The organism is Collinsella sp. An2, from assembly GCF_002160065.1.
GTDB lineage: Bacteria > Actinomycetota > Coriobacteriia > Coriobacteriales > Coriobacteriaceae > Limicola.
Map to the genome: position 1 here is coordinate 186,262 of NZ_NFJW01000003.1, position 23,309 is coordinate 209,570.

Here is a 23,309-nt window from a genome sequence, read left to right on the forward strand (position 1 = left end):
ATGGCAGGCATGATGTCACCGCAAACCTCAATGTAACCTCTCTAGTAAAAGGAGGTAGGTATGGTAGGAATTGTCCTTGCAAGTCATGGCGACCTTGCTGCGGGCATCAAGCAGACGGCCTCGATGGTCTTTGGCGATCAGCCTGACGTCGTTTCCGTTAGCTTGCAGCCGAGCATGGGACCAGATGACCTGAGGGCCGAGATCGAGAAGGAGGTGGCAACACTTTCAGATCCCGAGCAGGTGCTGTTCCTGGTCGATCTGTGGGGCGGCACGCCGTTCAACCAGATCAACGGGCTTCTTGACTCCCATCCCACGTGGGTGGCGGTCACCGGCATGAACCTCCCGATGGTCATCACGGCGTATACGCTGCGCATGAACCCGGAGGCTACCGCGGCAGAGATCGCTACGGGCATCCTCCAGGAGTCCCGTGACGGCGTTCGCGTCAAGCCCGAAGACCTCGAGCCCGCACCCGCGAAGGCCGAGGTGGCCAAGGCGAATGTTCCCACGGGCGCTATCCCCGAGGGCACGGTCCTGGGCGACGGTCACATCAAGATCGCCCACTGCCGCGTCGACACGCGTCTGCTTCATGGCCAGGTCGCGACGACCTGGACCAAGCAGGTCAACCCCGACCGCATCATCGTCGTCTCCGACTCCGTCTCCCATGACGAGCTGCGCAAGACGATGATCGTGCAGGCGGCTCCTCCGGGAGTCAAGGTGCACGTCGTGCCGATCCAGAAGATGATCGACGTCTCCAAGGACCCGCGCTTCGGTGCCACGAAGGTCATGCTGCTCTTCGAGACCCCTCAGGACGTCCTGAAGGCTGTCGAAGGCGGCGTCGACATCAAGAACGTCAACCTTGGTTCTATGGCCCACTCGGTCGGCAAGGTCGTCGTCACGAACGCCATCGCAATGGACAAGGCCGACGTCGAGTGCCTGGAGACGCTTGCGTCCAAGGGCATCGAGTTCGACGTCCGCAAGGTTCCTTCGGATTCTCCCGAGAACTTTGACGCCATGATGAAGAAGGCCAAGTCCGAGCTGGCCGCTCAGGCATAAGAAGGAGGGAAACATGTCGGTTCTCACAATCATCCTGATTGTCATCGTTGCCTTCCTTGCCGGCATGGAGGGCATCCTTGATGAGTTCGAATTCCATCAGCCGCTCGTTGCGTGCACGCTCATTGGTTTGGTGAGTGGTCACCTCGAGGCTGGCATCGTTCTGGGCGGTACGCTCCAGATGATGGCCCTTGGTTGGGCCAACATCGGCGCCGCCGTCGCGCCCGATGCCGCGCTCGCGTCCACCGCGTCCGCAATTCTGATGGTCATCGCTCTTAACGGTGGTACTGCGCAGTCCGAGGCCATCTCTACGGCCATCGCTGTCGCCGTGCCGCTGTCTGTGGCTGGCCTCTTCCTCACGATGGTCGTTCGTACCCTCGCTATCCCCATCGTCCACGCCATGGACGCCGCAGCTGCCAAGGGCAACTTCGGCGCCATCGACCGCTGGCAGATCATCGCCATCTGCATGCAGGGCGTCCGTATCGCCATCCCGGCCGCGGCTCTGTGCTTCATTCCGCAGGAGGCCGTGACGGCTGCGCTGAACGCCATGCCCGCATGGCTCACGGACGGCATGAGCATCGGTGGCGGCATGGTTGCTGCCGTCGGTTACGCCATGGTCATCAACATGATGGCGACCAAGGAGGTCTGGCCGTTCTTCGTCCTCGGCTTCTGCCTCGCTGCCATCTCCGAGCTTACCCTTATCGCCCTGGGTGCTATCGGCATCTGCCTGGCCCTCATCTATCTGGGCCTCAAGGAGCTTGCTAAGCAGGGCGGCGGCGCCGCTGGTTCCGGCGACCCGCTCGGCGACATCTTGGACGACTACGAGTAGGAAGGGAGGTAGAGACACATGGCAGAAAAGGTTACCCTCAGCAAGCAGGACCGTATTAAGGTCTGGTGGCGTCATCAGTTCCTCCAGGGCTCCTGGAACTACGAGCGTATGCAGAACGGTGGTTGGTGCTATTCCATCATCCCGGCCATCAAGAAGCTCTACACCAACAAGGATGACCAGATTTCGGCGCTCAAGCGTCACATGGAGTTCTACAACACGCATCCCTACGTGTCGTCCCCGGTCATGGGCGTTACCCTGGCCCTCGAGGAGGACCGTGCTAACGGCGCTGCGATCGACGATGCCGCTATTCAGGGCGTCAAGGTCGGTATGATGGGCCCGCTCGCTGGCGTCGGCGACCCGGTGTTCTGGTACACCGTCCGCCCGCTGCTCGGCGCACTCGGCGCTTCGCTCGCCATGGGTGGCTCCATCGCTGGCCCGATCATCTTCTTCGTGGCCTGGAACGTCATTCGTATGGTCTTCGAGTGGTACACGCAGGAGTTCGGCTACAAGCTGGGCACCTCGATCACGAACGACCTCTCGGGCGGCCTGCTCGGCAAGATCACCGAGGGCGCTTCCATCCTTGGTATGTTCGTCATCGGCTCGCTGGTCGAGCGCTGGGTCTCCATCACCTTCGCCCCGGTCGTCTCCACCGTGCCGCTTGACACCGGTGCCTATATCGACCCGTCCAGTCTCGATGCGCTTGCTCAGAGCGACGGCGTGGGCGCGGCCATCCTGCAGGCGCTCTCCGACCAGGCCGGTGGCCTGTCGCTGACCGCCGAGAAGGTCACCACGCTCCAGCAGAACCTCGACAGCCTGATCCCTGGCCTCGCCGCCGTGGGCGTCACGCTGCTGTGCTGCTGGCTGCTCAAGAAGAAGGTTTCCCCGATCGTCATCATCATCGGCATGTTCGTCGTTGGTATCGTCGGTCACCTCGTCGGCCTTCTGTAATCGGTTGTGTTCCCATCCTCGCACCCGCGGGGATGGGACGTTCCGTTGCGGGGCCACGCCTCGCGGTGCCTTGGCAGCAGTGCACAGGCTCGCGTGACGTGGCCCCGCGTCCGTATATCGTCGTAGGGGAGAGGGCGCCTCATGGCTCAATCTCAAAACACCGTCGTAGAACTCACCACGCCGGGCACTTCGTTTATGGGGCTGTCGAAGTACGGCAACGTCATGATCGGCGACAAGGCGTTCGAGTTCTATAACGGCAGGAACGTCGAGGACTACATCCAGATTCCCTGGAGCGACATCGACCGCGTGGCGGCCTCGGTCATGTTCAGGGGCAAAGTGATTCCGCGCTTCGTTATCATGACCAAGTCGAACGGAAACTACTCGTTCTCGACGAAGAACAACAAGCAGACGCTTCGTGCGATGCGTGGGCATGTTCCCGAGGACCGTCTGGTGCGCTCGCCGAACTTTCTCGACGTTGTATCCGCTGGCATCAGGAGCCTGTTCCATCGCCACTGATGCGCGTCGCACAGCTTGAGAGCCTGAGCATGTTGCTCGATACGACCCCGTCCCCGTTGAGGCATGTGTCCCAAGGGGGACGGGGTCGCATCTTTTTGTTGGAGTTGCTACATGTTGCCGGTGCCGCATCATTTCTGCATAAGAATTCGCCGCACCGTGAATACATCCTTCAAGGTTCGATGGAAACTTTAAGGTTGAGGGGGTGCTGCGGTACACTACGAGTCGAAAAGAATCGCATTCAGCCGACTTGTGGAGGAACCCTCGTGGCAAACGCAACGCATCGATCCAACCAGCCTGAGCGCAGCCCACGCCGCGCCGTCGCATCGTCCACCGGTCGACCTGCGGGAACCCGTTTTAAGCAGCCTCAGCAGACTGCCTCGGGCGCCACGGCGCGCACCCGCACATCCGCGCGCCAGACGGCAGGCGCGGCGGGTCGTTCCCATGCGGCGCGCCCCGCGGCCGGGGGAGCGCGACCCATCGCAAGCTCGTACCAGGCTCCCGCTCGCAAGAAGTCCTCTCCGGTTCCGGTCATCATCGCGCTGGTGGTCGCCGTTGCGGCTGTTGCGCTCGTCGTGGGCGTCGTGATTCCGTCGGTCGCCTCCATCTTTACGGCATCCGACGAACCTGCTGTGGCAGCCGGCCAGGAGGTGCAGGTCACGATTCCCGAAGGCGCCTCGGGAGACCAGATCGCCTCGGTTCTGTCGACGAATCACATTATCGAGGACCCCAAGAACTACTATGCCGCCGTTCGCCAGCTCAACGCCGATGCGCTTCTTAAGCCGGGCGACTACCTCTTCACGACGGGTCAGGACCCGCTCGAGGTCGTCCAGCAGCTGGTTGACGGGCCGAACGTTCAGGGAGTCTCGCTCACCATCCAGGAGGGCCTGACGGTCCAGCAGACGGCTGACCGCGTCGAGGAGGTCTACGGCATCCCTGCCGACGACTTCCTGGCTCAGGCGAAGGCGTCCAACTACGTCGCGGACTACCCCTTCCTTGAAGGCGCCTACAACGATTCGCTCGAGGGGTATCTGTATCCCAAGACCTATAGCTTCTCAGGCACGCCCACCTCGGACGATATCATCCGCGCCCTGCTCGATCAGTTCGAGATTGAGACCGCCGACCTTGACCTTGCTTCCGGTGCCAACGGCCTTACGTCCCAGGAGCTCATCTCGCTCGCCTCGCTTGTCGAGCGCGAGACCGCGGTCGAAGATGAGCGTCCGATCGTTGCGAGTGTCATCTACAACCGCCTTGCGGAGAACATGCCGCTGCAGATCGATGCGGCCATCGTCTATGCGCGCGGCGGCGGCTCGCAGTCCGTTACCTACGATGACCTTAAGATCGACTCGCCCTATAACATCTACGAGAACACGGGTCTCACCCCTGGACCCATCTGCTCTCCGAGTATCTCGTCGATTCAGGCGGCTGTTCACCCTGCGGACACGTCGTACCTGTATTATGTACTCTCCAGTGCCAACGACGGCACGCATAAGTTCAGCGAGAGTTACGACGAGTTCCTCACGAACCGTCAGGAGTATTTGGATTCACGTTCATGAGCATCTTTTCCCCCGGACGCTATGTCGCCTCGGTAGACCGTATCGACCTTGACCAGCTTTGGGCGTCGGGCAAACGCGCCATCCTGCTGGACCGCGACAACACGCTTGTGCCGCGCGACCGCAAGACGGCGCCGCCGGAGGTGGCGGCATGGCTTGACCGGGCGCGTGCCATGGGGTTCAAGCTCTATATGGTTTCGAACAACTGGCATCGCGACCAGGTGGAGCGCTCGGCGCGCGAGCTGGGTCTGGGGGCCATCTCGTTTGCTTGCAAGCCGTTGCCGTTCGCCCTTGTACGCGCTCTGCGCCACCTAGGGGTCGAGCGCGACGTTGCCGTTATGGTGGGCGACCAGATCTACACCGACGTGTGGGCGGGCAATTTCGCCGGGATCAGCTCGATCCTTGTGCGGCCGCAGACCACGGTCGACCTCTGGTATACGCGGTTCTTTCGCATCTTTGAGCGTCGTGCGCTGCGCGGCGTGCCTTGCGAGGAGTAGCCGATGCCTGGGAGCGTCAAACATGGCTGCGACCATGTCTTCTTCATCGGCTTTTTGGGCGCGGGCAAGTCGACGCTCGCCCGCAACCTGGGGAACATGTTCAACCGACGATTCGTAGACACCGATCGCTTGGTAGAGCGCAGGGCCGGCATGTCGGTGGGTGCCATGTATCGGTCGCGAGGAGAGCGCTACTTCCGTCGCCTCGAGACCCAGGCGCTCCGGTCGCTGCAGTCCGAGCGGAGCTTGTTGGTCTCGTGCGGAGGCGGCGTGGTAGAGACGCCCGAGAACATCGACCTCATGCACGCCATGGGATTTTGCGTCTACCTTGACGGCGACCTGGACGACTCGCTTCGCCAGATCCGGTCGTATGCGGCACGACCGGATTTTCATTCCCCCGAGCACGCGGCGGGGCTGCTTGCGCATCGCAAGCCCCTCTACGAGCAGGCCGCAGACCTTACGATCGACATCCGCGGCCGGTCGTTCAAAGAGGTCTCCTATCAGTGCGCGGAGCTACTTTTGGAGCGTGGTCTGCTGTGACGGTAAGGCGTCAGCTGCTCAATTTCTCATCGCGTAGCGTCGACGTTCGCCTGGGGTCGAATATCCTCGACGAACTGCCCCGCATGTTTCGCACGACGGTGGGTCTTCCGAAGCGCGCCGCCCTCGTGGGGGCGTCGTCTTTGGACGAGGGCTTGGAGACGACCGTCACCCACGCGCTGGTGGACGTGGGCTTTCGTGTGAGCCGCGTGACGTTGCCGGATGACACCAAGCTCTGCACCATGGACACCGTCTCGTGGCTTTTGGGTGAGCTGGGTCACTGCGGTGTGACGCACGACGACCTGGTGGTCTGCATTGGAGACGCCGAAGCGTGCTCGGTGGTCTCGGTTACCGCGAAGCTGTGGTGCGGAGGCATCTCGTGTGCGCTCGTTCCCACCACCTTCGACGCCATGGTGACGGCGGCCACGGCCATCTGCCCGCTTTCGGTGGGCGACGCGGTGGACATGGTGTCCATCATCCCCGAGCCGTCGCTGGTCGTGTGTGAGCTCGACCTGGTGACCGAGGCTCCCGCCGAGGCCCGTCAGCCCGGTCTCGTCCACCTGATGGGCTCGATCATGGCGGATAGCCGTCGGGCTTGGGAGCGCCTTGGCGAGCTTGTGCCACGTCTTGCGCGGGGTCAGTCCTTCGCCTACGTGGACGCGCTCAGCACGGCGCAGCTGGGCCGCCGCTCGGTCCTTACCTCCGCGAACCCTTCTGCGCGCAATGCGCTGCAGTACGGCCTTACGACCGCCCATGCGCTGCGCGCCTGCTTGGGTGACGATATTCCGTGGCACGTGCTGCTTGCCGAAGGCATGCGCTTCGAGGCACGCCTTGCCGTGGATGTCACGAAATTCAACGTGGACGATGTCTTTGAGCAGGATGACCGCTTCGACGACCTGGGTATCGACGAGTTGCCGTTCTCGCTCGATCCCGAGCGCTTCATCGAAGCGCTTAAAGAGACGAACGCACGCCGCGCCAACCGCCTGCTGTTCGCGTTGCCTAAGGTGCCCGGCATTATTCGTCTTACGAGCGTGCCCGACGACGTGCTCCTGCGTCATGCGACCGCATACGTAGGCTCTCGCGCCGAGCTCGCTGCCGAGGAACAGGACTAGGGAAACGCTGAATATGAGCCTTCGCGGCGGTCCTCTAGGTACGCTCGTTTCGGAAAAGGGCGTCTCTTTCTGGAATCGCCGAGTAGGCTCTAAAGCCCCGAGCCATCTACCAGGGGTTTTGTCCGTCAGGTATCCTGGTCTACTCGGACAATCGCGTTTCGGACGCCCTTTTTCGAAGCGAGCGTGCACAAGGGGCGCTCGGAGGCTGTAATCAGCGTTTTCCTAGGAACGCGGCCGACCCGTCGGCGTGTGCGGAGGGCGCGAGCCGCCTGAGGGTTCACGCCTCGCGCTGAAGCGCACGGGCGCCGAGCCGCTCCCGTACGATGGGACGTGCGCGATGCGCCCGCGAGGGGTATCCTGTCGCATGGAACATGACCAACAAGAGAAAGGGATCACCATGGCAGATGTCATTTCCGGCCCTGCAGGCCGCATTGCCCGTGTCCGCGCCCTCATGGAGGAGCGCGGCTACGACGCGGTCATCATCCGCGACGAGGCGAACCTGCGCTGGCTCACCGGTGCCGAGGGCGTCTTCGACTACACCGGCGAGCTTCCCCATGCCGCCTTCATCACGGCCGATGAGACGTATCTCCATACCGACTCCCGCTACTACAACAGCTTCGTCGAGCACCTTCCTGCCGACAATCCCTGGAAGCTCGACATGGAGGTCACGGCCATCCCTAAGTGGGCAGCCGAGCGTGCCCGCGAGACGCGCAGCCGCGTCGTGGCCGTGGAAGACACCATGGAGCTTTCGTTCTACACCGGGCTCCAGCGCGGACTCGAGGACCTTTCCGTCTACGCCGCGCTTCCGCAGATGCATGGAGATTTGCGCCTCATGCGTGCCGTCAAGGACGATGAGGAGATCGCCCTCATGAAGCAGGCCCAGGCCATCACCGACGCCGCCTTCCAGCACATGCTCGGCTTCATTCGTCCGGGCCTCACCGAGAAGGAGATCAAGCTCGAGCTTGAGAACTTCATGTATTCCCACGGCGCCGACGGCCTCGCCTTCGGCTCCATCGTCGCCTCCGGTCCCAACGCGGCCAACCCACACGCCATCGCAAGCGACCGCGTGGTCCAGAAGGGCGACTTCGTGCTCATGGACTACGGCGCGCGCTACCACGACTACGACTCGGATATGACGCGTACGGTCTCGGTGGGCGAGCCGACCGAGAAGATGCGCGAGATCTATGCGCTGGTCCAGCGCACGCACGAGGAGTGCGCGCGTGCCATCTATGCGGGTGTCGACGGCAACGAGATCCACGAGCTGTCGCGCAAGATCATCGGCGACGCCGGCTATGGCGACTACTACGGCCACGGCCTTGGCCACGGTGTGGGCATCGACATCCATGAGCTGCCCAACTTCGGCCGCACCCACAACACGGTGGGCGAGGGCGCCGTCATCACCGTCGAGCCGGGCGTGTACCTGCCGGGTGAGTTTGGCGTGCGCCTTGAGGACTACGGCCTGGTGACCGCCGACGGCTTCAAGCCCTTCACCCAGAGCCCGCACGACCTCCAGGTCATCGACTGCTAACGGGCTCCAGGCTCGATAACGCCCGCGGTGCGCCCTCTGGGATTTACGGGCGTCTTGCTTAGAAACACTTGGCTGTGCCCTTGGGGGCGTAGCCAAGTGTTTCATCTGTTGCGACCGTGCAGGGAGCATGTGCCGGTCGCGGCTTTTTGGTCGAAAGAGTATACTTCTATAGATTGCATTCATGCGCGTTTGCGCGAGATGAGAAAGGTAACCATGGCAAGCATCACCACCGCTGACTTTAAGAACGGCATCGGCCTGCGCATCAAGGACAAGGTGTGCACCATCGTGGAGTTCCAGCACGTCAAGCCTGGCAAGGGCGGCGCCTTCGTGCGCTACAAGACCAAGGACCTCAAGACGGGCCGCGTGGTTGAGCAGACCTGCAACGCCGGCACCAAGTTCGAGAGCGTCACCCTTACCACCACCGAGATGCAGTATCTCTACAACGACGGTGACAACTACTACTTCATGAACATGGAGACCTACGACCAGGTTCCCGTGCCCGTGGACTTCATTGGCGACAACGCCAAGTGGCTCAAGGAGAACGACGTCTGCCAGCTTCTCTACGCGGACGACGAGCTCATGGGCGTGAACCCGCCGATGTTCATCGAGGTCGAGATCACCCAGACCGATCCCGGCTTCAAGGGTGACACCGTCCAGGGTTCCACCAAGCCCGCCACCATTGAGACCGGCGCCGTCATCCAGGTGCCCATGTATCTCAACGAGGGCGAGAAGATCAAGGTCGACACGCGCGACGGCAAGTTCGTGTCTCGCGTCTCCTAATTATCGCAGTCATTCGAGAGAGCGAGGGAGCTCATGTCTCAGGAGATCTTCATTGACGGTATCGGCATCTCTCCCGATGTCCTGACCGCCGTTGTTTCCCGCTTCGCCGAGGAGGTCGAGGGCGTCGCGTCCGTAGGCGTGAAGGACCTCGCCACCAATCTCGTTTCCATGTTCTCCACGCATGCGCCCTCCGCGGCGCCCGCCGTGGAGGCCCGTGTCGAGGGCAACAAGCTCGTCCTCACGGTGCACGTGGTGGTCTTCTTCGGCTATCCGTTCAAGAAGCTCGCCGAGGTCATCCGCGAGGCGGTGCTTCGCGGCATCGACGCCCAGGTTGGCGTCGAGGTCGAGCGTATCGACGTGTGCATCGACGGCCTCGTCTTTCCCAAGGAGTAGCGCGTGAGCCTCAAAGTTGACCGTGGACGCACCCTGGCGCGCAGCCAGGCGCTGCAGCTTTTGTTCCAGGCCGAGGCCCTCGGCGTTTCGGTGGATACCGTGCTTGCCGGTGACTACCTGATTTCCAAGGGTCCGCTGAGCCCGTATGCCGAGGAGCTCGCTCGGGGGTGCTACGCTAATCGCATGCGTATCGACGCCGCCCTTCAGGCGGTTTCGCAGAACTGGCGACTTTCCCGCATGCCGGGCGCCGACCGCAACCTGCTGCGTCTCGCCGTCTACGAGATGCGCTTCTCGCCCGAGCCGATCGAGGATGCCGTCGTCATCAACGAGGCGGTCGAGATCGCCAAGGCCTATGGCACCGATGAGTCCGCTTCGTTTGTGAACGGCGTGCTGGGCCGCATCGCGCGGTCGGAGCGCCTGCCGCTCTTCTCTGAGGACGTGGCCGATGACAGCTCTGCCGCAGAGGGCGACCAGGCGGCCGACGGGGCGATCTCGAGTGAGGCTGAGCTGTAATGCCTGAGTCGACGGTACATACCTTCGACGACATCACGGCCCGGCTTGACGAGATTATTGCCACGGTGCGCTCGAAGGACACCTCGCTGGAGCGCAGCCTCGACCTGTTCGATGAGGCGATTTCGCTCGGCTCCAAGGCGGTCGATTTGGTCGATAGCTTTGACTTGAGCCCGCGTGAGGCCCAGGCCCTGGAAGAGGGAGCCGACCCCGCTGTCGAACCTGCTGGCGATCAGGCCAGCGCGGACCAGAATGGCGAAGGTGACTCCACGGAGGAGCCTGCACCACAGGATGAAGCGTCCGAAAGCAAGGGATGAGATGGCGTCCGTAAAGCGTGTGCGCCTTGACGAAGAACTGATTGCACAGGGCATCTGCGCCGACCGCGCGGATGCCCTTCGCATGCTCATGGCGGGTCTTGTCTCCTCGGGCGGGGAGCGGCTGACCTCTCCCGGCCAGAAGGTGCGCCCCGGCCTTCCCCTGCATGTGAAGGGGCGGATTCCCTACGTGGGCCGCGGCGGTCTCAAGCTCGAGGGGGCGCTCGACGCCTTCCAGGTTGACCCTGCTGGCCTTGCCTGTATCGACATCGGCTGCTCGACCGGAGGATTCACCGACTGTCTGCTCAAGCGCGGTGCGCGCTCTGTGCTCTCGGTCGACGTGGGTCGGGCGCAGTTCGACTGGTCTTTGCGCCAGGACGAGCGCGTAATGCTGCTGGAGCGTACCAACATCGTCGATGTTCCTGCACTGGGCTATGCTGCTTCGTGCGACCTTGCGGTCTGCGATGTCTCCTTTACAAGCATTCGCAACATCATCGATGCGGTCTCGGAGGTCCTTGTGCCCACAGGCACCTTCCTCACGCTGGTGAAGCCGCAGTTCGAAGCGTCTTCGCACGAGGTGGGCGAGGGCGGCGTCGTGCACGACCCCGCTGTTTGGCGCCGGGTGTTGCTCGATACCGTCGCCCTGTTCCAGGACGTTGGGTTCGCTCCTCGCGGGGTTTGTGCATCACCTATTACCGGGGCTAAGGGCAACCATGAGTTCTTTCTTTTGGGGCAAAAGGGTGCGGAGCCCCGTGCGTCTGCAGGCGTGGAGGCACAGGTTGAAGAAGCGATTGAGAGGTCGTTGCGATGAAGGTCTTCCTGGTTCCCAACTATTCCAAGACCGAAGCCGTCGAGAGCGGCCTTTCGCTTGAGCTTTGGCTGACGCGCCATGGTTACGAGGTCGCCTGGGCGCAAGACCGGCGCAGCAAGATCGTATCGGCTCCGGATATCGAAGGCGCCGACCTGGTCATCTCGCTTGGCGGCGACGGCACGCTGCTGCGTGCTGCTCGAATCGTAGGGTCTCGCGAGATTCCCATCTTGGGCATCTCTTACGGGCATCTGGGTTTCCTGACCGCTGCGAGCCCCGAGGAACGTGACGTTCTCCGCGTGGTGGAGGACGCGCTGGCCGGAGAGCTCCATGTGAGTCGTCGCGCGACCCTAGCGTGCACCGTGGAGGCGGCGCACCAGGACGGCACAACCGAGGTCGTGGACGCCGTCGGACTCAACGATTTGGCGCTGACCCGCGGCCCGCTCTCCGACATGGTGGAGTTCGACATCACGGTGTCCGGGCATCACATCGATCGGCTGCGCGGCGACGGCGTGGTGGTCTCGACTGCGACCGGCTCGACCGGCTATGCGCTTTCTGCCGGCGGCCCTATCGTGAGCCCCGACTATGCCGGCATGGTCTGCGTGCCCATCGCGCCTCATACCATCCAGGCGCGCGCGTTTCTCACCTCTCCCTCGGACGTCGTCGAGATCTCGCTTTCGCACGACCGTCCCTCCGTTCCCGCCATCGCGGTCGATGGTCAGTTTATAACGTGTGAAGGTGCGGTGGAACGTGTGACCGTACGCCGGGGAGACGCCGACATCCTGCTTTTGGACTTTGGTCCCGAGAGCTTCTATAACTCGGTTTCCCGCGTGTTCTATGGGGTGCGTCGCCATGATTGATGAGGTACAGGTCAACAATCTTGCGCTGATCCGCGAAGGGTCGCTTGAGCCGGGTGCGGGGCTTACGGTGCTCACGGGCGAGACCGGTGCTGGTAAGACGGCACTGCTCTCGGCGCTGAAGCTCCTCATGGGCGAGCGCGCCGATGCCTCCCAGGTTCGCCAGGGTGAAGACGCCGCCTCGGTCACCGGCCGGTTCTTTCGCGATGCCCACGACACCGAGGGCATGGTCGTGACACGCCGGCTTGGTGCCGACGGCCGGAGCCGTGTGCGTATCGACGGCCAGCTTGCCGGTGTTCGCGAGCTTGCGTCGCGCGTGGGGCCCCTCATCGACCTGTGCGGTCAGCACGAACATCAGCGGCTGCTCGATCCCGCCTCACACGTGGATATGGTCGATGCGTGGGCGGGTCCTGCGGTCCAGGAGGCGCTTGAGGCGTATCGCGCACGGTTGCACGAGGCGCGTGCTGCCGCGCGCGAGCTTGACCGCGTGAGAGAGGCTTCGCGCACGCAGGGAGCCCGCCTTGAGGAGGCCCGCTTCACTGTTGAGCGTATCGATGAGGTCGATCCGCATGAAGGTGAATATGAAGAGCTTGAAGAGACGCTGCCTCGGGCCGAGCATGCCGAAATTCTGGCGCGTACGGCACATGAGGCGAGCGAGCTTGTGGCGGGGGATAACGGCGCGCTCGACGCCCTGAACGCCGCAATCGCGGAGCTTTCGCGCATGGGCTCTGTGGATGCGAAGCTCTCCCAGTTCGCCGAAACGCTCACAGGCGCGGCCATCACCTTGGAAGACGCCGCGGCGGACCTCCGGCGCTATCGAGACGATGTTGATTTCGACCCCGAAGAGCTCGCCCAGGCTCAGGAGCGCTTCGGTGCGCTCAAGGGGCTGCTGCGACAGTTTGGCCCACAGATGCAGGATGTCTTCACCGCTCGTGACGAGGCCCGGGAGTTGCTGAGTCTCGTCGACGATGCCGATGAGCGCCTCCGCCGTGCCCAACAGGCGCTCGATACGGCAGAGGCGGCCCTTACCAAGGCGGCGAAGGCCCTCACGCGTCGGCGCAACGAGGCCGCGCCGCGGTTCTGCCGTGAGGTGGGCAAACAGATGGCACGCCTTGAGATGGGCCACGCGGAGCTTGTGTGGGAGTCCAAGCCCCTGCCGCGTGAACGATGGACTGATGCGGGACCTTGCGCTTGCGAGCTGCTTTATCGTGCCGGGTCGGGTCTTACACCGCGTCCGCTGCGGCGAATTGCCTCGGGAGGCGAGCTGTCGCGCGTCATGCTTGCCAGCAAGGTCGTGCTCGGCGAGGCCGACGGTGTGGATACGCTCGTCTTTGACGAGGTCGACGCCGGCGTCGGTGGCGCTGTGGCCCGCTCGCTTGCTGCAGTCTTGGCCGATCTTGCACGCACACATCAGGTGATCGTGGTCACGCACCTTGCACAGGTTGCCGTCATGGGAAAGACGCACTACGTGGTGCGAAAGCTCGACGGCGACGTTCCCGAGACCAAGTTGGAGCGCGTCGAGGGTGACGAACGCGTGCGGGAGATCGCGCGCATGCTCTCGGGAGACGCCTCCGACGCCTCGCTTGCCCATGCTCGTCAGATGCTCGATGAAGCGGGCTACGAAGCCTAGGCGTCGCTTATTTTAGGTTTTGTATCGCGCCGTCCTGCGCGCCGGGCGAACCGTGCATCGTCTGGCGCGCAGCTAGATGTTGTTAGCGCTCTGCAAGCAGGTGTTCGGAAAGCACCTGAAGGGCGTGGCGATAACCGTCGAGTCCCTCGCCGGTGATGGTGGCAAAGCATGCCATACCAGGGTAGGACACCTGGCGGAAATCCTCGCGCTCTTCGACCGCCGAGATATGGACCTCGACAGCGGGCAGCGCGACGGCCTTGAGCGCATCGAGAATCGCGACGCTGGTATGCGTGTAGGCCGCGGGGTTGATGACGATGCCGTCGAACGTTCCGTAGGCTTCCTGGATCTTATCGACGATCGCGCCCTCGTGGTTGGACTGGAAGATCTCGGCCGTATCGAAGCCGAACTCCTTTGCGGCGTCGCGACAGATGGTCTCGAGGGTTGCGTAGGTCTCCTTGCCATAGATATCCGGCTCGCGGATGCCAAGCATGTTGAGGTTGGGCCCGTTGATGATCAGTACCTTCATGGGAACCTCCCGATAAGCGAAACGTAAAACAACGGCTGCGAGGTGGTCGCGTCAGTGGTTCTCGAGCGCATCGAGCGCGACGCGTGCGGTCTCCCCCGGCGAGGGCTGGGAGGGCACGATGACGTCGGCCCATGCTCGATAGAGCGGCATGCGGACCTCGGCGAGGTGGGCGACGCCATCCCGTGCGGAGATGGGACGGCCCTTGCTTGAAAGCTCGTCCAGCGGGCGATCGAGCATGACGATGCGGCTGTTCTGGTGGAGGAGCGGATAGTTTTCGGGGCGTGTCACAACGCCACCGCCGCAGGAGATGACAAGCCCACTCTGTTTGGCTATGTCGCCGAGCGTGGCGGTCTCCTCTGTGCGGAAGGCGTCCTCACCCTCGGTGGTGATGACGTCCGAGCAGCTGCGCCCCAGGCGGCGCTCGAGCTCCCAGTCGAGGTCGACATGTGTGCGACCCAGGCGTGCAGCGATTGCCTGCCCGACGCGGGTCTTTCCCGAGCCGGGCATGCCGATGAGGGCGATGTTCTGCTCGTTGTTCGAGATCTTCCTGGTAAGCGCGGCGACCTCGCGCGCAAACGGCGTCGCCCCGCAGAAGAGCGTATCTGCGGCAGCCGCCTGCGCGACCAGCATGAGCAGACCGCCGACGGCGGGGATGCCTCGGCGCTCGGCCTCCATCATGAGCGCGGTGCGCGCCGGGTTATAGACGATGTCCACCACGCCCTCAAGGGCGGCGAAGGCCTCTAAGGATGCAGGCGAGGCGGGGCAGGCGGGATACATCCCGACGGGGGTGGCGTTTACCACGAGGGCCGCATCGGCGTAGGCCCCCAGGTCGTCATAGGTTACCGGGCCGCGACGCGATACCGAGATCGCCTGCGCGCCCATGTCCTCAAGAACGGCCAGGCAGGTCGAGCCCGCCCCTCCGGTCCCGCCGAAGACCACGGCGCGCTTGCCTGCGACGTCTACGCCTGAGGCCTCAACAAGGGCCTTGAACCCGGCGTAGTCGGTATTGTCTCCCAGCAGGGTGCCGTTGGCGCGCCGCACGATGGTGTTGACGTTGCCGAGCTTTTGCGCTGCAGGGGTGAGCTCGTCCAGGTAGGGTACGACGGCGCGCTTGTAGGGTATGGTCACGTTGATGCCGTCCCACGCGCCGTCGCGCAGGAAGGACTCGACATCCTCGGGCTCTCGCTCAAAGAGCTCGTAGTCAAGACCCACCAGTTCGCGATGGATGAGCGGGGAGTAGCTGTGGCCAAGCTTTCGTCCCAAAAGTCCGAAGCGCGCCGTTCCCATTACATGACCTCCGTGTAGCTCCCGAAGTAGGTGTAGTTCTCGCACACGTCGTCTAGGGCGTCGAGGAGGGTCTCCAGAGACTGGGTTCCCACCGGGCAGTCCAGGTCGAAGTAGAACATGAACTCGAAGTCGCGGCCGGCGATGGGGCGGCTCTCAAGCTTTACCAGGTTGATGTCGAGGGCATAGAAGCGCTCGAGCACGCGATAGAGCGAGCCGGGCTCGTGGGGAACCGTGAGCATGAGCGAGGTGCGCGTCGCGCCAGGGTAGATCTGAGGCTCAGCCGCGATCACGACGAAGCGGGTGTAGTTGTTGTCGGAGTCCTGGACGTCCTCGTCAAGAATCTCGAGGTCATAGAGGGGGGCGCAGCTGCGCGAGCAGAGCGCGGCGACGTCGGTACGGTCGGTGTGCGCGACGAATTCCGCAGCCTCGGCGGTGTTCTCGTAGACGGTCACCTTCACGCCCAGACGGTCGAGGTAGTCGGCGCACTGTGCCACGGCCTGCTCGTGCGAGAAGACCTCCTTCACGTCCTCGATGCGCACACCCGGCTTGGCCAGGAGGTTGTGGTCGATTTTGAGGCGCAGCGAGCGCACGATGGAGAAGCGGTACTCGGCAAGCAGGTCGTAGACGGCGTTGACCGAGCCGGCCGTGGAGTTCTCGATGGGCACGACGCCAAAATCGCAGAAGCCGTCGCGAACGGCGCGGAAGACGCCTTCGAACGTGTTGAAGTACGTGATGCCCGGCACGTGGAAGAGGCGCGACGCGGCGATCTGGCTGTAAGCGCCTTCAACGCCCTGGCAGGCCACCATGGCGGTTGCGGGAAAGGGCTCGTCGACCGGCTTGAGCGCGGCACGCGCGGAGGCGGAGAGGCTCTTGGGGTCGTCGGCGTGCAGGACCCGCTGCTGCTCGGCCTTATTCATGCTCATGAGCAGCGAGAACAAGGATACGGCCTGGGGACGGATCTGCTCGGGAGTTCCCTGGGCGATCTCGAGCAGCTTGGTGCGCTCACGCGCGGGGTCGAAGACCGGCTTGCCCTCGGCAGATTTAGCGGCAACGACGTCGTCGGCCAGCTCGAGGCGACGGACAAACAGGTCGAGGAGCTGCTTGTCGATGGCGTCGATCTGGGTGCGGACTTCGGTGAGGTTCATGGGTTGACTCCTTATGGTGATGTGGTTGCAGGATGAGGTGGCCGCACGATGGGAATGCTTACGGCCCGGTTCGACACAATAACGCGTGGCGCAAAAGCGTCACGCGCTCATAAATCGCTCAGAACGCTCGGGGGCGCTGCAGCCGTCCTGCTCCTGTGCGGGCGGTACCACGAAGCGCCCGTCTTCAAGCAGGGCGTCGAAGAGCGCGAGCGCACAGGCCGCCTCGGCCACGGGGACGGCACGCGGTACGATGCACGGGTCGTGACGACCGCGCACCTTAAGGTCGGCGTTGACGCCGTCATCGAGGTCGACGCTGTGCTGCGTGCGCCCGATAGAAGCCGTGGGCTTTACGGCCATCTTCCACACGATGGGCATGCCGGTCGAGATGCCACCTAGGATGCCGCCTGCGTTGTTCGTTTGGGGACGAACCTGGCCCTCGTCCATGCGATAGGCGTCGTTGTCCTCGCTGCCGCGCAGACGGGCGCAGCCAAAGCCGGCGCCGAAGTCCACGCCCTTGACCGCCGGTATGCCGAAGGCGATACGCGCGATGCGGTTCTCGATACCATCGAACATGGGGTCGCCAACGCCTACCGGCATGCCGTAGGCGGCGCACTCGATCACGCCTCCGACGCTATCGAGGCTGTTCTTCGCACCCAAGATCACCTCGTGCATGCGCCGGGCTGCCTCGGCGTCGATGCAGGGAAGCTCGTTGTTCAGAATGGACGTGAGCTGGGCTTCGTCAAGTTGCAGGGGGTTCAGCCGCGCGTCTGCGGTGCCCTCGGGGCCGAGGCTCACAATATGGGCGGCGATGCGGATGCCCTGCGCACGCAACGCCTGCAGGGCGATGCCACCGGCAATGCAGAGCGGGGCGGTCAGGCGGCCGGAGAAGTGCCCGCCGCCCGCGACGTCATGGTAGTTGCGGTATTTGACGCGCGCCGGATAATCGGCATGACCCGGTCGCGGCACGCGGCGAAGCTCCGCGTAGTCCTGCGAGCGCGTGTTGGTGTTATGGATGAGCGCCGCGATGGGGGCGCCGTTCGTGTGGCCATCGGTTATGCCTGCCACGAACTCGGGGCGGTCTGCCTCGCGTCGGGTGGTCGCGGTGTCCGAGCGGCCGGGGGCGCGTCGCTCCAAGAAACGCTGGAGCTCGTCCATATCGACAGCAATACCTGCGGGAATGCCGTCCAGCGTGCACCCAATCGCGGGGGAGTGGGACTGCCCGAAGATGCTCAGGTGAAGCACGTTGCCAAAGATGGATGCCACTAGCGCACCTCCTCGATCTCCACGCGTCCTCCCAGGCTGCGGTAATGGCTGAAGAACAGCGGATACGACTTGTTGACGGCCTCAGCCCCGCGGATGACCACCGGCGACGTGCAGCGGGTGGCCGCGATGGCGGCCATCATGGCAATACGATGGTCGTTATGGGCCTCAATCGTGCCGCCCTGCAGCTGGGGCTTGCCATGGACGACGATGCTGTCCTCGTCGATGTGGATGTCGGCGCCGAGCGCGGCGAGGGTCTCGGTGACGGTGGCAAGGCGGTCGGATTCCTTCATGCGCAGGCGGCGGCAGTCCGAGATGACGGTCGTGCCATCGGCCACCGATGCAACCGCGGCAATGATGGGAACGAGGTCGGGGATGTCTTGGGCGCTCATCTCGAAGCCCTTGAGCTTGTCGGGCTGGATAACGGCGGCGTCGGTGCTGCGCCGCACGCCCGCGCCGAAGCGCGAGAGCGCTGCAAGCACGTTGCGGTCACCCTGTGCCGAGGTGAGCGAAAGTCCTTCGACGCCGATGGGGGCGGATCCCATGGCGCCTGCGCAGAGCCAGAAGGCCGCGTTCGACCAGTCGCCCTCGACGTACACCGTGCCGGGGGAGCGGTAGGTGACGTCGGGCACGGTGAACAGGGTGCCCGGCACATTGTCGGGAAGCGTGACGCGCTCAGTCTCGATGCGCACGCCGAAGCTTTTGAGCGCCTGGATGGTGAGGTTCACATACGGGCGGCTCTCGATGCGTCCCGAGACGAGGATTTCGGTCACGTGGCCTAAAATCGGCGCGGCGAGCATCAGTCCCGAGATGTACTGGGAGCTCACGTCGCCCGGCAGCTGGAAGCGACCCGGACGCATGCGCCCATGGGTGACGAGCGGGAAGGCGCCGACGCCTTCGAAGTCGCAGCCCGCCGCGAAGAGCTCATCGGTCAGGGCAGAGATCGGACGGGCACCGAGGCGCTCGGCTCCGGTGAAGACGGCTTCGGCGCCAAGCGCGCAGGCGACGGGCAGCATGAAGCGAAGCGTCGAGCCCGACTCGCCGCAATCGAGCGTGGGGGAGACGGGGCGAGCGGCGGCATCGGCGGGAACCGGCGTCACCTGGAAGCCGTCGGCCACGGCCTCGACCCGAGCGCCAAGCGCCTCGAGGCAGCGTGCAGTCGCCTCGATGTCGTCGCAGATGGTGTTGCACACCACGTGGGTGGGACGGTCGGCAAGCGCCGCCGCGATGATAAGGCGGTGCGCCACGGATTTCGATGCGATCGCGGGCACGGTGCCGGCAAGGGGAGTCGGTATGATGCGTGCGATCATGCGTCTACCTCCACGGGGCTGTCTTGTTGTTCGGCAGTAACGGCGAGGCCGTCCTCAATGAAGGCGCGGAACTCGTCGAGCGGTGTCGTCACAATGACGCAGTCGCCAATGGCGCGCGGGATGACGAGGTCGATGTGCCCACCGCGGCGCTTCTTGTCGTGCAGGGCGGCGGCATAAATCTCTTCGACCGTGCGACCGCAGGCGGTGTCGAGGCCGTGGCGACGGCACAGCGCATCGATGCGGCGCGGCACATCCTCCGAGCAGATGCCGCGCGTCGCTGCGGCGCGCGAGATCATGGTCATGCCGATGGCCACGCAGGTGCCATGTCCCAGCCGGTACTGCTCGCCGGCCTCGACGGCGTGGCCGATGCTGTGGCCAAAGTTGAGCAGCTTGCGGAGGTTCGACTCGCGTTCGTCGGCCTGCACCACGTCTCGCTTGATCGCGACGTTGCGGGCGACGATGCGCTCGACGGTGCTCAGGCTCTGGAGCAAAAGCTCATAGGTGAGCGGCGTCTCTTCCAAAAACTCGAAGAGCTCGGGGTCGCGGATCACGCCGTGTTTGATCACCTCGCCGCAGCCGTCGGCGAACTGCTCTGGAGTCAGGGTGCCCAAGCAGCCCACGTCAGCAAGGACCACCCAGGGCTGCCAGAAGGCGCCCGCAAGGTTCTTGCCGCCCTCGAGGTCGATGGCGGTCTTGCCGCCGACCGAGGAATCGACCATCGCCAGCAGGCTCGTGGGCATCTGAGCGAGCTTGCAGCCGCGCATGTAGGTGGCGGCGGCCAGTCCGGCCACATCGCCCACCACGCCGCCGCCGAGCGCCACGACGACGTCTTCGCGCGTGAACTCGTGGGCGGCCATGTCTTCGAGGATGTCGATGAGGGTTGCTGCGCGCTTGTGCTCTTCGCCGGCGGGGAAGGTATGGACGGCAACGTCGTAGCCGGCCTCGACAAGGCTCTTCTGCACGATGCTGGCGTACAGGGGACCCACGTTGCTGTCGGTCACGATCATGGCCTTCGCGCCGCTGCAAGCCTCGCGAATCATCTCGCCAGCCTGCTCTAGAAGGCGCGTGCCAACGTGGACGGTGTAGGGCCGCCCGGTGCTTACGCGTATGGTCTGCAAGGTGATAGCCTCCCGTCTAGCGTTGTGTCTCGTCGTCGAGTGCGCGTTTGATGCGGTCGCCGTCTGCAAGTAGCATGCGCAGGCGGTCTCGATCTCCGGCGTCAAGCGCGGAGCGGTATGCGTTGAGGGCATCCACGAGCCAGCCGATCTCTTGGCTGAGGTTCTGAGCGTTCGCGCACATGAGCTCGGCCCACATGGGGGCGTTGAGGTGCGCGACACGCGTGAGGTCGCGGTAGCTGCCAGCGCTGAAACCGTGGTGGGCTCGAGCCGTGGGGCTCTTCACGTAGGCGTTCGATACGATGTGCGCCAGCTGGCTTGTGAAGGCGATCAGCCTGTCGTGCGCCTCGGGCGTGGTCACGCTATAGGAGCCAAAACCCAAGGGGGCCAGGAGCGTATTTGCGCGGTCGAGCAGCGTCAGGCGATCGATGTCGTCAAGCTCGGGCGGAACGAGCACCATCGGCGCCCCCTGGAACAGGTCGGCGCGCGCATGGGCAAAGCCGGAATGCTCGGTGCCGGCCATGGGGTGTGTCCCGATGAACGAGAAACCGTAACGGCTTGCCAGGTCAAACGCGCGGGAACAGACCTCTTGCTTGATGCCTGCCGTGTCGATGACCAAGGGCCCGGCGCCGTGGGTGGGATCGGAGACGCTGCCCAAGAGCTCGGCGTGCTCTTCGAGCCAGGAAATGCATGCAGCGGGGTAGGCCGCAAGAACGATGAGGTCGCAGGAGGGAATGGCCGCATCGTTGAGCACGCCTGCAATGGTCTCGACGCGTGCGGCATCCATGGTATCGGGGTCGGTGTCCCAGGCAAGAACCTCCACGCCGGCTGCGTGGTAGGCACGTGCGAAGCTTCCGCCAATGAGACCCAGGCCCACGACGCCGACGCGACGCGGGGTCATAGGTGCCGCAGTGCTGCGTGATCCTTCGGTTTCCGTAGATGAAGTCGAATCTGCCATAGGGGCCTGCTATTCGGTGTCCGCCGCGGGGGCAATTGCCTCGCGGATGAGGGCGATGCGGCGCATGAGGTCGTTGAACTGGTCGGGCGTGAGCGCCTGGGCGCCGTCGGACCAAGCGTGGCTCGGGTCGTCGTGGACCTCGATCTCGAGGCCGTCGGCGCCCGCCGCGGTTGCGGCAAGGGCCATCGGTGCCACATAGCGGGTGTAGCCGGTTGCGTGGCTCGGGTCGGCGACCACGGGCAGGTGCGAGAGGTAGTGGAGCACCGGCACGGCGTTGAGGTCAAAGGTGTTGCGCGTGCGGGTCTCGAACGTGCGGATGCCGCGCTCGCAGAGGATAACGTTGTTGTTGCCCTCGCTCATGATGTACTCGGCGGCCATGAGCAGCTCGTCGATGGTGCCGGACATGCCGCGCTTGAGCAGGATGGGGATTTGGGTCTTACCCACCTCTTTGAGCAGGGGGAAGTTCTGGGCGTTACGCGCGCCGATCTGCATGACGTCGATCTTCTTGTCGATGAATACGTCGATGTCGCGCGGGTCCATGATCTCGGTCACGATAGGCATCTTGAGCTCTTCGCGTGCCTCGCACAGGAGGTCAAGGCCGGCGGGGCCCATGCCCTGGTATGCGTACGGGGAGGTGCGGGGCTTGTAGGCGCCGCCGCGGAGCATGGTCGCACCTGCAGCCTTTACCTGGCGAGCGATGCGGATAAGATTCTCGCCCTCGACGGAGCAGGGGCCTGCGATGACCTGGAACTCGCCGGCACCGATGTGGATACCGAAGCCGCAGTCGATCGAGGAGTCCGCGGGGTGGAACTTGCGGTTTGCCTTCTTGAAGGGCTCGGACACGCGCTGGACGCGCTCGACGATGTCCATGGATTCAAGCAGGAACGGGTCGATCTTGGTGGTGTCGCCCACCAGACCTATGACGATCTCGTTCTCGCCGCGTGACACGTTGGTGGACAGGCCCTTCTTCTCGATCCACCCGATCAGGTGGTCGACGGCCTCCGGGGAAGCGTTCTTGCGAAGAATGGCGATCATGGGGTCCTCCAGACATGTCCCGCGACCGGGGACGTAGACGATTCGGTATAAGTGGATAGAGTGTAACGTAACAACTTGGAAACGTTGTCGACGCCCCTGATTTGTTAACGCTTGGGAACATCGGCAGGGTCAGGGGGTGTTTGCCTTGTTCCGTCGTGGGCGGCTGGGTTTGCTGCGGGGCGCGTGTCTGGGTTTGTTGCTGGCCCGGCGGCGTCAGGACCTCTGAACCTGCAGAATTACACCTTTGCAGCGGCCTTGCACCCTGCGTCCCGATGTCTAGATAAAACTCGTTTCGGTTTTATGCAGTTAGATTTCAATTTCCCGAGTAGAGACAGCTTGTGACCAACAAAATGCCTGGATTCTGAAGCCCCGCTCGGGGGTCTACTTGTGGAATCCGGAATTTACTGCATAAAAACGAAACGAACAGTCGCTGTTATAGGACTTTATAGTTCTTTTCATGGAACGCCGGCGATTTTGTTGCTGCGTTTCGCTTGTTTTGTGGCAATTCACACGCTTGGTTCGAGTTCTGCGGCAATCCACACGGAAACACCCCTTGTAGAGGGCTTTGAGCGTGTGAATTGCGTACATATACGAGGGGATGCAAACGCGAGCGTGTAAATTGCCGCGGAACAGTGTGCGTTCGCGGCCGTAGGCTCGCGGCATGGGGAAGCGTGCAGGATGCATCGGGGGTTCGCAACGAGACGATATGAGAAAGCCATTGAGGGAAAGCCTCCCCGCGGCATACCGGGTCGCGGGCTGGGCGGGAACAATGGCTTTGTAATCGTCGCCTGCGGTGCCGCCGTACCGCACGTATGGG

25 protein-coding genes are annotated in these 23,309 nt (G+C 63.6%); 16 read left to right on the forward strand and 9 right to left on the reverse strand.

Annotation, left to right across the window (positions count from 1 at the left end; all coding sequences use genetic code 11):
• The first annotated feature begins 60 nt into the window (after positions 1 to 60).
• The 16 genes from B5F33_RS03655 to recN all read left to right on the forward strand — a co-directional run bounded on the left by B5F33_RS03655 (position 61) and on the right by recN (position 13,856).
• Positions 61 to 1,053, forward strand: a complete 993-nt coding sequence (locus B5F33_RS03655; RefSeq protein ID WP_087410434.1) for a PTS sugar transporter subunit IIB — start codon at positions 61 to 63, stop codon at positions 1,051 to 1,053.
• Positions 1,054 to 1,066: 13 nt separating this feature from the next.
• Positions 1,067 to 1,879, forward strand: coding sequence for a PTS mannose/fructose/sorbose transporter subunit IIC (locus B5F33_RS03660; protein ID WP_087410435.1), 813 nt, complete (start codon positions 1,067 to 1,069; stop codon positions 1,877 to 1,879).
• A gap of 18 nt (positions 1,880 to 1,897) precedes the next feature.
• A complete protein-coding gene (locus B5F33_RS03665; protein WP_087410436.1) occupies positions 1,898 to 2,827 on the forward strand; it encodes a PTS system mannose/fructose/sorbose family transporter subunit IID in 930 nt (309 codons plus the stop codon).
• 141 nt (positions 2,828 to 2,968) lie between these two features.
• Positions 2,969 to 3,343: a DUF956 family protein gene (locus tag B5F33_RS03670; RefSeq protein WP_087410437.1), complete on the forward strand. Its 375-nt coding sequence runs from the start codon at positions 2,969 to 2,971 to the stop codon at positions 3,341 to 3,343.
• A 263-nt stretch (positions 3,344 to 3,606) separates the two neighbouring features.
• Positions 3,607 to 4,896 (forward strand): endolytic transglycosylase MltG, encoded by a 1,290-nt coding sequence (gene mltG, locus B5F33_RS03675; protein WP_239284736.1) that lies wholly within the window; start codon positions 3,607 to 3,609, stop codon positions 4,894 to 4,896.
• Positions 4,893 to 5,390, forward strand: a complete 498-nt coding sequence (locus B5F33_RS03680; protein WP_087410439.1) for a YqeG family HAD IIIA-type phosphatase — start codon at positions 4,893 to 4,895, stop codon at positions 5,388 to 5,390. The genes mltG and B5F33_RS03680 overlap by 4 nt, the downstream gene beginning before the upstream one ends.
• A 3-nt stretch (positions 5,391 to 5,393) precedes the next feature.
• Positions 5,394 to 5,927 carry a shikimate kinase gene (locus tag B5F33_RS03685; RefSeq protein ID WP_087410440.1) on the forward strand — a complete coding sequence of 178 codons (534 nt, stop codon included), beginning with the start codon at positions 5,394 to 5,396 and terminating at the stop codon, positions 5,925 to 5,927.
• Positions 5,924 to 7,036 carry a hypothetical protein gene (locus tag B5F33_RS03690; RefSeq protein WP_143757938.1) on the forward strand — a complete coding sequence of 371 codons (1,113 nt, stop codon included), beginning with the start codon at positions 5,924 to 5,926 and terminating at the stop codon, positions 7,034 to 7,036. The genes B5F33_RS03685 and B5F33_RS03690 overlap by 4 nt, the downstream gene beginning before the upstream one ends.
• 397 nt (positions 7,037 to 7,433) lie before the next feature.
• Positions 7,434 to 8,564 (forward strand): Xaa-Pro peptidase family protein, encoded by a 1,131-nt coding sequence (locus B5F33_RS03695; RefSeq protein WP_087410442.1) that lies wholly within the window; start codon positions 7,434 to 7,436, stop codon positions 8,562 to 8,564.
• Between the two features lie 213 nt (positions 8,565 to 8,777).
• Positions 8,778 to 9,344: an elongation factor P gene (gene efp, locus B5F33_RS03700; RefSeq protein ID WP_087410443.1), complete on the forward strand. Its 567-nt coding sequence runs from the start codon at positions 8,778 to 8,780 to the stop codon at positions 9,342 to 9,344.
• Between the two features lie 33 nt (positions 9,345 to 9,377).
• Positions 9,378 to 9,737, forward strand: coding sequence for an Asp23/Gls24 family envelope stress response protein (locus B5F33_RS03705; protein ID WP_087410444.1), 360 nt, complete (start codon positions 9,378 to 9,380; stop codon positions 9,735 to 9,737).
• A 3-nt stretch (positions 9,738 to 9,740) separates the two neighbouring features.
• Positions 9,741 to 10,250: a transcription antitermination factor NusB gene (gene nusB, locus B5F33_RS03710; protein WP_087410445.1), complete on the forward strand. Its 510-nt coding sequence runs from the start codon at positions 9,741 to 9,743 to the stop codon at positions 10,248 to 10,250.
• On the forward strand, positions 10,250 to 10,564 hold the full coding sequence (locus tag B5F33_RS03715; RefSeq protein ID WP_087410446.1) for an exodeoxyribonuclease VII small subunit: 315 nt from the start codon (positions 10,250 to 10,252) through the stop codon (positions 10,562 to 10,564). The genes nusB and B5F33_RS03715 overlap by 1 nt, the downstream gene beginning before the upstream one ends.
• Position 10,565: 1 nt before the next feature.
• Complete coding sequence (locus B5F33_RS03720) at positions 10,566 to 11,372, forward strand: TlyA family RNA methyltransferase (RefSeq protein WP_087410447.1); 807 nt, start codon at positions 10,566 to 10,568, stop codon at positions 11,370 to 11,372.
• Entirely contained in the window at positions 11,369 to 12,229 is an 861-nt protein-coding gene (locus B5F33_RS03725; protein WP_087410448.1) for an NAD(+)/NADH kinase, read from the forward strand. The genes B5F33_RS03720 and B5F33_RS03725 overlap by 4 nt, the downstream gene beginning before the upstream one ends.
• Positions 12,222 to 13,856, forward strand: coding sequence for a DNA repair protein RecN (gene recN / locus B5F33_RS03730; RefSeq protein WP_087410449.1), 1,635 nt, complete (start codon positions 12,222 to 12,224; stop codon positions 13,854 to 13,856). The genes B5F33_RS03725 and recN overlap by 8 nt, the downstream gene beginning before the upstream one ends.
• An 82-nt stretch (positions 13,857 to 13,938) precedes the next feature.
• Here the strand turns inward: recN and aroQ are convergent, their stop codons facing one another.
• From aroQ to B5F33_RS10955, 9 genes are all read right to left on the reverse strand, one after another.
• Positions 13,939 to 14,382 carry a type II 3-dehydroquinate dehydratase gene (aroQ, locus tag B5F33_RS03735; RefSeq protein ID WP_087410450.1) on the reverse strand — a complete coding sequence of 148 codons (444 nt, stop codon included), beginning with the start codon at positions 14,380 to 14,382 and terminating at the stop codon, positions 13,939 to 13,941.
• Between the two features lie 51 nt (positions 14,383 to 14,433).
• Positions 14,434 to 15,669 (reverse strand): shikimate kinase, encoded by a 1,236-nt coding sequence (locus tag B5F33_RS03740; RefSeq protein ID WP_087410451.1) that lies wholly within the window; start codon positions 15,667 to 15,669, stop codon positions 14,434 to 14,436.
• Complete coding sequence (pheA, locus tag B5F33_RS03745; RefSeq protein WP_087410452.1) at positions 15,669 to 16,814, reverse strand: prephenate dehydratase; 1,146 nt, start codon at positions 16,812 to 16,814, stop codon at positions 15,669 to 15,671. Before pheA ends, B5F33_RS03740 begins: the two co-directional genes overlap by 1 nt.
• A 99-nt stretch (positions 16,815 to 16,913) precedes the next feature.
• Positions 16,914 to 18,077 (reverse strand): chorismate synthase, encoded by a 1,164-nt coding sequence (gene aroC, locus B5F33_RS03750; RefSeq protein WP_087410453.1) that lies wholly within the window; start codon positions 18,075 to 18,077, stop codon positions 16,914 to 16,916.
• Positions 18,077 to 19,384, reverse strand: coding sequence for a 3-phosphoshikimate 1-carboxyvinyltransferase (aroA, locus tag B5F33_RS03755; RefSeq protein ID WP_087410454.1), 1,308 nt, complete (start codon positions 19,382 to 19,384; stop codon positions 18,077 to 18,079). The genes aroC and aroA overlap by 1 nt, the downstream gene beginning before the upstream one ends.
• Complete coding sequence (gene aroB, locus B5F33_RS03760) at positions 19,381 to 20,502, reverse strand: 3-dehydroquinate synthase (protein WP_239284738.1); 1,122 nt, start codon at positions 20,500 to 20,502, stop codon at positions 19,381 to 19,383. The genes aroA and aroB overlap by 4 nt, the downstream gene beginning before the upstream one ends.
• A gap of 16 nt (positions 20,503 to 20,518) precedes the next feature.
• A complete protein-coding gene (locus B5F33_RS03765; protein ID WP_343215919.1) occupies positions 20,519 to 21,457 on the reverse strand; it encodes a prephenate dehydrogenase/arogenate dehydrogenase family protein in 939 nt (312 codons plus the stop codon).
• 9 nt (positions 21,458 to 21,466) lie between these two features.
• Positions 21,467 to 22,492, reverse strand: coding sequence for a 3-deoxy-7-phosphoheptulonate synthase (gene aroF, locus B5F33_RS03770; protein WP_087410456.1), 1,026 nt, complete (start codon positions 22,490 to 22,492; stop codon positions 21,467 to 21,469).
• A gap of 381 nt (positions 22,493 to 22,873) precedes the next feature.
• Positions 22,874 to 23,309: hypothetical protein (locus tag B5F33_RS10955; RefSeq protein WP_204214391.1), on the reverse strand; the 436-nt coding region annotated here is incomplete at its 5' end.

Bases quoted from the DNA above. Each gene is read 5' to 3' on its own strand.
- B5F33_RS03720 (WP_087410447.1), top strand. From the start codon at position 10,566: ATGGCGTCCGTAAAGCGTGTGCGCCTTGACGAAGAACTGATTGCACAG.
- aroQ (WP_087410450.1), bottom strand. From the start codon at position 14,382: ATGAAGGTACTGATCATCAACGGGCCCAACCTCAACATGCTTGGCATC.
- B5F33_RS03740 (WP_087410451.1), bottom strand. From the start codon at position 15,669: ATGGGAACGGCGCGCTTCGGACTTTTGGGACGAAAGCTTGGCCACAGC.
- aroA (WP_087410454.1), bottom strand. From the start codon at position 19,384: ATGATCGCACGCATCATACCGACTCCCCTTGCCGGCACCGTGCCCGCG.
- B5F33_RS03705 (WP_087410444.1), top strand. From the start codon at position 9,378: ATGTCTCAGGAGATCTTCATTGACGGTATCGGCATCTCTCCCGATGTC.
- efp (WP_087410443.1), top strand. From the start codon at position 8,778: ATGGCAAGCATCACCACCGCTGACTTTAAGAACGGCATCGGCCTGCGC.
- recN (WP_087410449.1), top strand. From the start codon at position 12,222: ATGATTGATGAGGTACAGGTCAACAATCTTGCGCTGATCCGCGAAGGG.
- B5F33_RS03715 (WP_087410446.1), top strand. From the start codon at position 10,250: ATGCCTGAGTCGACGGTACATACCTTCGACGACATCACGGCCCGGCTT.
- B5F33_RS03695 (WP_087410442.1), top strand. From the start codon at position 7,434: ATGGCAGATGTCATTTCCGGCCCTGCAGGCCGCATTGCCCGTGTCCGC.
- B5F33_RS03680 (WP_087410439.1), top strand. From the start codon at position 4,893: ATGAGCATCTTTTCCCCCGGACGCTATGTCGCCTCGGTAGACCGTATC.
- B5F33_RS03665 (WP_087410436.1), top strand. From the start codon at position 1,898: ATGGCAGAAAAGGTTACCCTCAGCAAGCAGGACCGTATTAAGGTCTGG.
- pheA (WP_087410452.1), bottom strand. From the start codon at position 16,814: ATGAACCTCACCGAAGTCCGCACCCAGATCGACGCCATCGACAAGCAG.
- B5F33_RS03670 (WP_087410437.1), top strand. From the start codon at position 2,969: ATGGCTCAATCTCAAAACACCGTCGTAGAACTCACCACGCCGGGCACT.
- aroF (WP_087410456.1), bottom strand. From the start codon at position 22,492: ATGATCGCCATTCTTCGCAAGAACGCTTCCCCGGAGGCCGTCGACCAC.
- B5F33_RS03765 (WP_343215919.1), bottom strand. From the start codon at position 21,457: ATGGCAGATTCGACTTCATCTACGGAAACCGAAGGATCACGCAGCACT.
- B5F33_RS03660 (WP_087410435.1), top strand. From the start codon at position 1,067: ATGTCGGTTCTCACAATCATCCTGATTGTCATCGTTGCCTTCCTTGCC.
- B5F33_RS03685 (WP_087410440.1), top strand. From the start codon at position 5,394: ATGCCTGGGAGCGTCAAACATGGCTGCGACCATGTCTTCTTCATCGGC.
- B5F33_RS03655 (WP_087410434.1), top strand. From the start codon at position 61: ATGGTAGGAATTGTCCTTGCAAGTCATGGCGACCTTGCTGCGGGCATC.
- B5F33_RS03725 (WP_087410448.1), top strand. From the start codon at position 11,369: ATGAAGGTCTTCCTGGTTCCCAACTATTCCAAGACCGAAGCCGTCGAG.